Below are 10,444 nucleotides of genomic sequence, written 5' to 3'. Positions count from 1 at the left end.
GCTGTGACATGGCTGGGGCGCCTGGATTCGAACCAGGGAATGGCGGTACCAAAAACCGCTGCCTTACCACTTGGCTACGCCCCAAAATGCCGATGCGGGTGCATTGCACCGCAGGACAGCGCGGCCTTATAACCTCTGGTTCCAGCTTGCGCAACGTGAATGATTGCCCAGTTTGTCGCTCTTTCACAATTGTTTCGGCATTATTTTCATGACAAGGGTGTGAACAATCCGCCAAGCTCCAGATTAAGGGTGCCGCTGCCTTGTCGCCGATCCTCACCGTCTTTGTCCTTGCCGCCATTGCCAGCGCCGTGTTTCTTGCCGTTCTCATCCGGTTGCTGCCCAGCCATTTCCTGGCCGCGGGAATCAATGAACGCTCAAACCACACCCAGCCTGCACGCCAGCTTGGCGGCCTTGCCATCGTGCCGGTGGTCGTGGCGCTCCTCTGGCTGTTCGGCGCGCGGATGGGTCTCGACCAGCGCTTTCTCGTCACCGCGTCCATCGCTGCGCTGATCCTCTGGATCGCGGGGATGCTCGACGACCGGCATCACCTGCCGGAAAGCATCCGGATCGTCGCGCAGTTGATCGCCGCCTGCCTTTGCGTTTACGGCCTCGGGCCGGATTTTCGCCTGCTGCCGGATTTTTTCCCGGTCCTGCTTGAGCGGGGCCTGCTTGTTCTGGCGCTGGTCTATTTCATCAACCTGACCAATTTCATGGACGGCCTCGACCTGATGGTCGTGTCCGGAATGGGCATTCCGCTTGCCTTTCTCGCGGGGTTCGCGGCCTTCGGCCTGGCGGGCATGGCCAGCGGCAGCATCGCAGCGGCCATAGCCGGGGGGCTCTGCGGCTTTGCCCTGTTCAATCGCCCCAAGGCCACGGTTTTTCTCGGCGATTCCGGCAGCCTGCCGCTGGGGCTGCTGTGCGGCCTCGCCTTTTTCATGGTCGCCCACGACATGCGCATTGCCACCGGACTGATCCTGCCGCTGTTTTTCATTGCCGATGCCACGACGACGCTGATCAAGCGCCTGCTCGAGGGCGACAATATTTTCGCCGCCCATTCCAAACATGCCTATCAGGTTGCCAAACGTGCGGGATGGAGCGTGTGGCAGGTGGTGCTGACCGTGGCTGCACTGAATGTCGTTCTGGGCATCTGCGCATTTGCCGCGAGTTCCACCAGCATTCCGGTCCGCCTGACCGGTATTGTGGTGGCGGTTGTATGCGTTTGCGCCGTGCTGCTGCGCTTTCGCAGACGGACAGTGGCCTGATCAGAGCCTGCGGAAGATGGCGGCGAGATAAAGCCCGATCTGGCCCGGGAGGGTCTGCCGGTAAACGCCCGACTGATGCAGGGCGAGAATGCGCCGGATGACGTTGTCGGATCGCACCTTCCAGTAGAGATCGCAAGTCGCCTGTGCTTCGGCGGTCAGCAGATCCCGGTTGCGCACCAGCCCCTGGATGTTGAGATCGGCCCGATCGGCAAACCGGACGGCGAAGCGGGCGCGCAAGGCAGCCAGATGCCCCTGCCAGCCCTCGCCACGGCTGGGCTGGCGGTGCCGCACCAACGGCTGCGGGTCAAAATGCACCACGCCACCGGCGCCGGAGACAATCAGATACAACCACCAGTCATGGCTGGAAAATTGTGTCGTCCGGCACGACGCCGCGAGAAGATCATGCGCCTTGCGGTTGAAAAGCATCGTGCTGCCCGCGGCGATGTTCTGGACCAGTGCATTGCGGAATTCCGCCGGGCGCGCATAAAGCGGCGACGAACCGACGATGGCGCCATTTTCAGCAATGGTAAGCGTCCGCGAACAGAAGAGGGATGGCACGGCAAAAGCATTGTGCTCGATCCAGCGGATGGAGGCGGCAAGCTTTTCCGGCTCCCAGATATCGGCCTGATCAGCAAAGGCATAATATTCCGCCTGGATGGCCGGATTGGTGATCAGCGACCGGAAGTTTTCGCTTCGCCCTTCACCGGCGCCGTGTAGCAGGGTCACCCGGCCCTTGGTCCAGCGCCGTGCCCATTGCTGCAGGATCGCCCGGCTGCCGTCCGTCGATCCATCGTCCGAGACCCACAGATCGATATCGGGATAGGTTTGCGCGGCGATGGAGGCCAATTGCGCGTCGAGACATGCGGCACCATTGAAGGTTTCCAGGAGGACGGCAACCGTTCCTGATGATGGAGCCCTTTTCAACAACCGCTATCCCGCTTCGTGTCTGTTTCGGTGAAACCAGTGCAGCTGTTTCTGCACGGGAATCTGGCCGAGATTGAGGTCCCGTGTTAACTGACGGCGTTCTCGAAAAGCAGGGCCCGCACGGCATCCGGGTTTTGTTGCGCGATCAGCCCGCGCAGCTCGTCGACCGCTGCAGGCAGATGATCGACCGGCGCCACCCGCCGTTTGGCGCGCAGAATCTTGGAATGGCTCGTCGTCGAAACACCCGTCGGATCGTAGAAGAGTTCCTCATGCAGCTTTTCGCCGTCGCGGATACCGATCGTGACGACCTCGATGTCGCCGTGGGGGTTTTTGGCATCCTTCACCGACAGCCCCGCCAGGAGAATCATGTTTTCAGCGAGATCACGGATACGCACGGCGTCGCCCATTTCCAGAAGCAGAATGTCGCCGCCCTCAGACAATGCACCGGCCTGGATGATCAGTTCCGCCGCCTCGCGGACGGACATGAAATAGCGGGTCATCTCGTCATGGGTCACCGTCAGCGGACCGCCATGGGCGATCTGCTCGCGGAACAGCGGAACGACAGAACCGCTGGAACCGATGACATTGCCGAAGCGGACGCAGGTGAATATCTGGCCGGTGCCGCGCGTCTTCGCCACGTCGCCATGGTAGCGCACGATCAGCTCGGCCCAACGCTTGGTTGCACCCATGACATTGGATGGACGCACTGCCTTATCCGACGAGATGAGGACAAAATTGCGGACACCCGCCTCGCGGGCCACGGCTGCCAGAACATCGGTGCCGATGACATTGTTGCGCGCGCCTTCGACGACGTTTTCCTCGACCAGCGGCACATGCTTGTAGGCGGCGCAATGGTAGACGTTCTCCACCTTGTGCTGATCGAGCACCACCTTGAGCAGCGGGCCATCGCTGATCGAGCCAAGGACAGGCACCAGAACGCAATCGCTGATACCGGCGAGTTCGCGGTGAAGCTGATAGATGCTGTGCTCGTTCACATCGAACAGCACGAGTTTGGCCGGGGCCAGCTTGACGATCGTCCGGCAGAGTTCCGAACCGATGGATCCGCCGGCACCGGTCACCAGGATGACACGGTTTTCCACCGTCTTGTCGAGAAGGTCGGGGTGGGCCGGCACCGGCGAGCGCCCCAGGAGATCATCGATATCGATATCGCGCAGATGGCTGACAATGTATTTTCCGGCCGTCAGGTCGGAAATCGCCGGCAGGATGCGCACCTTGACATTGAGCGACTTGAGCTTGCCCATCAGCAAACGGCGCTGATTGCCGCTCAGGGACGAGGTGGTCACGATCATTTCGTTGATGCCGAAATTATCGATGAGATCTTCGATCTGTGCGGTCGGGTAGACGCGGATGCCGAGGATGTCCATGCCATGCAGCGTGGCATCGTCATCGATGAAACCGGCGACGAAAACCTCGTTCTGGCTGCGCAGCGCATTGGCCAGCTGCCGCCCCGCATCGCCGGCGCCGAATATCAGGCACTGCCGGGCCAGGAGTTTTTCGCGAATCGGGCTCCACAGCAGCCATTTGGCCGCAAAGCGGCTGCCGCAGATCAGGACAACGGCGAGGACCCAATACAAAAAGGGGACGGCGCGCGGCACGCCTTCGGCACCGGTCATCTGGGTCAGAAACGCGACAACCACCCAGATGATCACCGAAAAGGTCACCGCCTGCATCATCGTCCAGATGGCTTTGTCGGGCAGATAGCGAATAACCGCCCGGTAAAGGCCAAACCGGATAAACACCGGCGATGCGATCAGAGGGGCAGCGATCATCAGCATCGCCTGCTCGGTATTGGGCATAAACAGGGTGTTGAACCGCAGCACGTAGCTGAACCAGGCCGCAAATGTCAGCACCACCATGTCGAAGCTGACAAGGAGCACCTGCTTATAACGACGCGGCATCATGGCGATGCGTTGCCGAAAATTTTCCAATTTCATTGATCCTCGGTGCTTACGGAATGCCTGGGTGACATGAGAAACTGCAATTTTCCTTAAAGTCCAATTTGAGGCATTTGTGAGATGGAGATGCTCATCCTTAGATTCCCCAATAGTTTCAAGACCAGTAACATAGGGTTACATAAATGCAATCATCGTCTGGCGGTCAATTGGCGGTTGTCCTTTCAGCCACTTTATCCAACACAGACTGGCAGCGTTTATCCTTGGCTTTTTTCCAACGATGGAACAACGCCCCATGGACCAGACACCGAACCTTCAGCTCCCCTACATCGCACCATCGCAAGCCCAGAAGCATGTCACCCATAATGAGGCCATCCGGGCACTGGATGCCCTGGTGCAGCTTTGCGTGGTCAGCAGAACACTCAACGAGCCGCCGGCCGAGCCGCGGGAAGGCAACCGGTATTGCATCGCATCCGGCGCGTCCGGTGCGTGGGGCGGCAAGGACGGGCAAATCGCGGCGTGGCAGGATGGCGCGTGGGCATTCCTCCAGCCGCGGGACGGATGGCGCGCATGGATTGCTGCCGAGAACTGCCTCGCAATTTTCAATCAGGGACAGTGGACCGATTTCCGTCCGGCAACAAATCCCGTCGACCGCGTCGGCATCCAAACGCAGGCGGATGACACGAACCGCCTGAGCGTGAAGAGTCCCGCCTCGCTGTTCGACCATGCGGGCAGCGGGCATCAGCTGAAAATCAACAAGGCAGGCGACCAGCAGCTCGCATCCATTCTTTTTCAGTCGGCCTATCAGGGCCGCGTCGAGATCGGCACGATCTGGAACCGGGATTTTTCCATCAAGGCCAGCATCGACGGCAAGGACTGGCGGGATATCCTGCTTGCCGACAGCAGAACCGGGGCCGTGCAGTTTCCCGGTGGCATCGTCCAGCCAAGGACGGGCAAGAAACTGTCCGGGCTGATTTTCCTGCCCGATGGCGGCGGTCCCGCCGTTCTCGAACCCGCCGCCGGCAGCGCTGTCTGTGCGTCCGTCTCCGCCGACCTGCTTTCCCTCAAAGGCAAGGCGGCGGCGGGCATCTTTGCCACGGGCATGCGCGGCGTGGCGATGGTCCGCATCTGGAACACCAGCAAATCGCCGGCCCAGTCGGCCTGGGCGAAATGGGATACCGCTGGCGATCAGCTGCAGGTCAGCGATCCCGCCCATATCCGGCCATGGGTCGCGGGCGATGCGATCCAGACGGCCGATCCGGCCAATCAGACCATCGCTCTCGATATCTCGCCGCTCATGCAAAAGCAGCTCGGCGGGGCCTTCCCGCAGGATGGGGTGTTGCTGGGCAACGGTGCGGGCGGGGATGTGACAATCCCATGCCCCGTCGCTTCACCGGTATCATCCGGCAATCTGCTCATCTTCAAAGCTGACGAGCGCAGGCGATTCAATGTGATCGGGATTTACGGATGAGCGGCACTGGTTTTTTATCGTGCGTGGTTCGACAAGCTCACCACTGCACTGCAAAACTTTCCTCAGCTGCCGCGATAGGTTGAGTAGGACCATGGCGTCACCAAGAGCGGCACGTGGTAATTCGCCTCCACATCCGCGATGGCAAAACGGATGGGCACCACGTCGAGAAAGGCAGGTTCCGCCAAAGCAGCGCCCTTTGCCCGAAAATATGCCTCGACAAAGAAGCTGAGTTCGTAGCGCCCGACCGCCATTTCGCCGGGCGGCAACAGCAGCGCATCGGTACGGCCATCGGCATTGGTGACCGTCGTTTTGAGCAGATGCCTGATCTCATCCGCATCGATCCGATGCAGTTTCAGCGTCATGCCTGCGGCAGGGCACCCGGCCGCCGTATCCAGCACATGTGTGGACAGTTTTCCCATGGATGACCTCTCAGGCTAGCAGATCGTCGAGTCGGAACCGGGCGATCAGGGCAATCTGGCGCAGGGCTTCGGCCACCTCCTCGCCGGCATTGTTCTGCAACCGCGTCCTGAATGCCGCCAGGATGGAATGCTTGTCATGGCCGCGCACGGCGAGAATGAACGGAAAGCCGAACCGCCGCTGATAGCCGTCATTCAACCGGTGAAATTCGTCGAATTCGCCATCCGTCAGCCGGTCAAGCCCGGCGCCCTTCTGTTCGCTGGTCGAGTGCACCGTCAGGCTGCCCTGGCGGGCCGCCTTGCCTGCAAGGTCCGGGTGGGCACGGATGAGGCCAAGCTGCGCCACCTGCCCGGCCTTGTCGACGGCACCGGCCATGGCCGCGTGCAGGAGTTCCACACTGGCGAAGGGCCGCAGCGGCACCACGGCTTCCGCAACCCACGGCGAATGCTCGAAAATACCGCCCAGCGCCTTGACGAAGGTTTCAGGCGCGGCATCGTTCAGTTCATCGAGAGTCATCGGCATCTTTCTTCACGCGTTGTTTCAGTGCGTTCACCGCACGCAGCACGTTTTCGGGCGTCGCTGGCGCATCGAGCCGGGGAGCGACGGCACCCTGCGCCAGCGAGGCAATGGCATCACGGATAGCGAGCCAGACGGAGACGCCGAGCATCAGCGGCGGCTCGCCGATGGCCTTGGAACGAAACACCGTTTCCTCACGGTTGGGCGCGTTGTCGAGAATGCGCACATTGAATTCCGGCGGGACATCGCGCGATCCGGGAATCTTGTAGGTGGACGGCCCGACGGTGCGCAGCCTGCCCGTCTTGTCCCACCAGAGTTCCTCGCAGGTCAGCCACCCCATGCCCTGGACAAAGGCGCCCTCGATCTGGCCGAGATCAATCGCCGGGTTCAGCGGCGAGCCGACATCCTGCAGGATATCGGCGCGCAGGCAGCGCGTCTCGCCGGTCAGCGTATCGACGGCCACTTCCGTCACCGCCGCGCCATAGGTGAAATAGAAGAAGGGCCGGCCCTTCATCGCCTTGCCGTCCCAATGGATTTTCGGCGTGGCATAGTGCCCGGCTTCCGACAGCTGCACCCGCTTGAGCCAGGCCATCTTGGCCAGCTCGCCGAAGGATATGGATTCGTTGTCGGCGTGAACACGGCCTTCACGGTAGACGATCGTCCCTTCCTGCACGCCGAAATGTTCGGCGGCAACGGCTGTCATGCGCGCCTTGATCGCCGTGGCCGCCTTGAAGGCCGCCATGCCGTTAAGATCGGAGCCGGTCGATGCGGCCGTGGCGCTGGTGTTAGGCACCTTACCCGTCGCGGTGGAGGAGATGCGCACCATGTCGAGCTCGACCTGGAAGACTTCCGCCACGACCTGCGCCACCTTGACGAACAGGCCCTGCCCCATTTCCGTGCCGCCGTGGTTGAGGAAAATCGAACCGTCGAGGTAGACATGCACCAGCGCACCGGCCTGATTGAGCGAGGTCAGGTTGAAGGAAATACCGAACTTGACCGGCATCATCGCCAGCCCCCGGCGGATGACCGGATTGGCAGCGTTATGCGCATCGATCTCGGCGCGCCGCTGGCGCCAGTCGGCCGAGGCCAGCACCGCTTCGGTCACTTCAATCAGCCGGTTGTCTTCCACCGGCTGGCCATAGGGCGTCACTGCGCCAGTTTCATCGCCGTAATAGTTGATGGCGCGCACATTGTTGGGATCGAGCTGCAGTTCCCGCGCGATGGTATCGATGATGTTCTCGATGGTCAGGATGCCCTGCGGCCCGCCGAATCCCCGGAAGGCGGTGTTGGAAACCGTATTGGTCTTGCAGGCATGGCCGATGAACCGGGCATGGGGAATATGGTAGGCATTGTCCGTATGCGTCAGCGTGCGGGTGATGACAGGGCCGGTGAGGTCAGGCAGGTTTCCGGCGCGGGCGAGATATTCCACATCCAGCCCGCGAATGCGGCCGCGTGAATCGACACCGACTTTCCAGTTGGCCACATAATCGTGCCGCTTGCCGGTTCCCGCCATGTCGTCGCGGCGTTTCAGCCGCAGCTTGCACGGCTTTCCCGTCTTGGCAGCCACCAGTGCCGCCGCCCCGGCGATGATCGTCGCCTGGCTTTCCTTGCCGCCGAAACCGCCGCCCATGCGCCGCACCTGGCATTCCACCGCATTGGCATGCAGGCCGAGGATCAGCGCCACATGGTGCTGCACCTCAGTCGGATGCTGCGTCGAGGAGTGCACCAGCATCTCGCCATTTTCACCGGGAATGGCATAGGCAATCTGGGTTTCCAGATAAAAGTGATCCTGTCCGCCCATATGCAGCGTGCCGGACAGAATATGTGGTGCACCGGCAATCGCCGTGGCCGCATCGCCGTCGATGACTTCCTGCGGCGGCAGAACATAGCTCCTGCGCCGGTGGGCCTCCTCGATATCCAGCACCGGCTCCAGCGGTTCGATGTCGACCTTGACCTTCTTCGCGGCGCGATAGGCTGTTTCGAAATCGCGGGCGGCAACGACGGCGATGACCCGCCCTTCATGATCGACGATATCCTCGGCGAACAGCGTTTCGCCATGGAGGATCGGACCGACCTCGTTGTGGCCGGGCACATCCCTGGCCCACCAGACACCGGCCACGCCCTCCATGGCCAGCGCCTGCGCCGGATCGATGGATTTCAGCCGCCCGTGGGCGACAGGCGAAAGGACAAAGGCCGCATGCAGCGTGCCCGGCAGTTCGGGCATGTCGTCGATGTAGTTCGCCTCGCCCGCCACGTGGCGTGCGGCGGAATCATGGGCAATGCCCTTGCCGACGATGCTGCGCTGGACAGTATGGGGCGTGTTGTCGGTCATAGCGCCATCACTTCCACGGTCTCGCCGGAGACATCCCGCCAGAACCGTTCAACCAGATTGGCTGCCACCTGCAGGCGGTAATCCGCGCTGCCGCGCCAGTCGTCGAGCGGCTTGAACGTAGCGGTGATCGCCGCCGCGCAGGCTTCGACCGCTTTCGCATCGAACTGCGTGCCGACCAGCGCCTGCTCTGCTGCCACCGCCCGGCGCGGTGTTGCCGCCATGCCGCCGAAGGCGATGCGCGCGCTGCGGACCTGACCATCCTCGCGGGTGACGGAAAAGGCGGCGCAGACCGTCGAGATATCCTGATCGTAGCGTTTGGAAATCTTGTAGACGCGAAAATCCTGCCCCGGCTTCGGCTTGGGAATGGAGACCGATGCGATCACTTCGTCGGCCCGCAGCTCCGTCTTGCGATAGTCGAGGAAGAAATCCTCCAGCGCCATGAACCGGCGGCCGTTGAGCGAGGCCAATTCCACATCGGCACCCAGCGCGATCAAAGCAGGCGGGCCGTCGCCGATGGGACTTGCGGTGCCGATATTGCCGCCAATGGTTCCCATGGAGCGGATCTGGGTCGAGCCGAAACGGCGAATAAGCGTGGCAAAGGACGGATAGGAACCGGCGACGCGCGCAAGCACCTCCTCCCAGGTCACGGCAGCGCCGAAACTCAGGTGATTGTCCGTCTCGCCGATGGCCCGCATTTCCCGCACATGCGCCAGCGAAATGACCTCGTCCCAATCCGTATGATAATCGGCCAGCGCCACGCCGAGATCGGTACCGCCGCCGAGCAGCAGGGCATCCGGTCTGTCCTTGCGCAGTTGCAAAAGGTCCGCCAGCGTTTGCGGCTGGTGGAAGGTCGAACCATCGGCCGACACCGCCTTTTGCGGCTCCATCTCGGCGAATGCCGTCACCTCAAGGCCCGGTATCGGGGCGCCGCCAGCGCCTGCCACCTTGCGGGCGGCTTCAACGATGGGGCGGTAGCCGGTGCAACGGCAGAGATTGCCCGCCAGCGCATCGTGGATTTCGTGGTCATCGGGATGTGCCGTGCTGGCGGCAAGACCGGCCAGCGAAATGACGATGCCCGGCGTGCAGAAGCCGCACTGCGACGAGCCGTTTTCCGCCATTGCCGCCTGTACGGGGTGCAGGATTTCGGTTTTCAGGCCTTCGACGGTGACCATCGCCCGCCCATCGAGCTGACCCATGGCGAGAATGCAGCTGTTGGCAGCGTGATAGCGCACCGAATCACCAGAGGGATCGCCGATCAGCACCGAGCAGGCGCCGCAGTCGCCCTCGGCGCAACCTTCCTTGGTTCCCGTCAGCCGTGGCGCGCTGCGCAGCCAATCGAGCACCGTCATATCCGGCCGGACCGACGCCAGCTGTTTTTGACCATTGAGAAAAAATTTGATCGTTTGTGACATGGTGCACAGCTTCATCCGGCAGCGATGAAGCGTCAAGGGGCAGAGGGAAGTTCGTGGCGTCGTGGTGCGTGGTTCGACAAGCTCACCATGAGGGAAGTGGTTTGGCTACAATGCCAATCGCAAGCATTGCAGAATATGACTTCCTGCAATCCTCGCTCTCCCTCATGGTGAGCTTGTCGAACCACGCACCGCCACTC

The 10,444-nt window shown here is 61.8% G+C and carries 8 protein-coding genes and 1 tRNA gene; 2 read left to right on the top strand and 7 right to left on the bottom strand.

The features are described 5' to 3' along the window. Nucleotides 1-9: 9 nt before the first annotated feature. A tRNA-Gln gene (locus RDL77_RS21790) sits at nucleotides 10-84 on the bottom strand. Nucleotides 85-260: 176 nt separating this feature from the next. Between RDL77_RS21790 and RDL77_RS21785 the strand changes: the two genes are divergently transcribed. Continuing rightward, the gene (locus RDL77_RS21785) at nucleotides 261-1,262 is read left to right on the top strand and encodes a glycoside hydrolase (protein WP_288194682.1); all 1,002 of its coding nucleotides are present in this window, start codon (nucleotides 261-263) and stop codon (nucleotides 1,260-1,262) included. Here the strand turns inward: RDL77_RS21785 and RDL77_RS21780 are convergent, their stop codons facing one another. Continuing rightward, nucleotides 1,263-2,186, bottom strand: a complete 924-nt coding sequence (locus RDL77_RS21780) for a glycosyltransferase (RefSeq protein WP_288194681.1) — start codon at nucleotides 2,184-2,186, stop codon at nucleotides 1,263-1,265. It abuts the gene before it with no gap. An 86-nt stretch (nucleotides 2,187-2,272) separates the two neighbouring features. Further along, entirely contained in the window at nucleotides 2,273-4,141 is a 1,869-nt protein-coding gene (locus RDL77_RS21775) for a nucleoside-diphosphate sugar epimerase/dehydratase (RefSeq protein WP_288194680.1), read from the bottom strand. Nucleotides 4,142-4,394: 253 nt separating this feature from the next. Between RDL77_RS21775 and RDL77_RS21770 the strand changes: the two genes are divergently transcribed. Further along, nucleotides 4,395-5,570 carry a DUF2793 domain-containing protein gene (locus RDL77_RS21770; protein WP_288194679.1) on the top strand — a complete coding sequence of 392 codons (1,176 nt, stop codon included), beginning with the start codon at nucleotides 4,395-4,397 and terminating at the stop codon, nucleotides 5,568-5,570. 62 nt (nucleotides 5,571-5,632) lie between these two features. On the opposite strand, the gene uraH is transcribed toward RDL77_RS21770, so the two are convergent. Genes uraH through xdhA form a run of 4 tightly spaced genes read right to left on the bottom strand, consistent with a single transcriptional unit; the run spans nucleotide 5,633 to nucleotide 10,247 of the window. After that, on the bottom strand, nucleotides 5,633-5,989 hold the full coding sequence (uraH, locus tag RDL77_RS21765) for a hydroxyisourate hydrolase (protein WP_288194678.1): 357 nt from the start codon (nucleotides 5,987-5,989) through the stop codon (nucleotides 5,633-5,635). Between the two features lie 10 nt (nucleotides 5,990-5,999). Continuing rightward, a complete protein-coding gene (gene uraD, locus RDL77_RS21760; protein WP_223611490.1) occupies nucleotides 6,000-6,503 on the bottom strand; it encodes a 2-oxo-4-hydroxy-4-carboxy-5-ureidoimidazoline decarboxylase in 504 nt (167 codons plus the stop codon). Further along, nucleotides 6,490-8,835 carry a xanthine dehydrogenase molybdopterin binding subunit gene (gene xdhB, locus RDL77_RS21755; RefSeq protein ID WP_288194677.1) on the bottom strand — a complete coding sequence of 782 codons (2,346 nt, stop codon included), beginning with the start codon at nucleotides 8,833-8,835 and terminating at the stop codon, nucleotides 6,490-6,492. Before xdhB ends, uraD begins: the two co-directional genes overlap by 14 nt. Next, the gene (gene xdhA, locus RDL77_RS21750; protein WP_288194676.1) at nucleotides 8,832-10,247 is read right to left on the bottom strand and encodes a xanthine dehydrogenase small subunit; all 1,416 of its coding nucleotides are present in this window, start codon (nucleotides 10,245-10,247) and stop codon (nucleotides 8,832-8,834) included. Before xdhA ends, xdhB begins: the two co-directional genes overlap by 4 nt. Between the last annotated feature and the right edge of the window lie 197 nt (nucleotides 10,248-10,444).

Source organism: uncultured Phyllobacterium sp. (genome assembly GCF_902479695.1).
Taxonomy (GTDB): Bacteria; Pseudomonadota; Alphaproteobacteria; order Rhizobiales; family Rhizobiaceae; genus Phyllobacterium; species Phyllobacterium calauticae.
The sequence above is the reverse complement of the archived record's forward strand: the minus strand, read 5'-3'. Positions and strand labels throughout refer to the sequence as shown.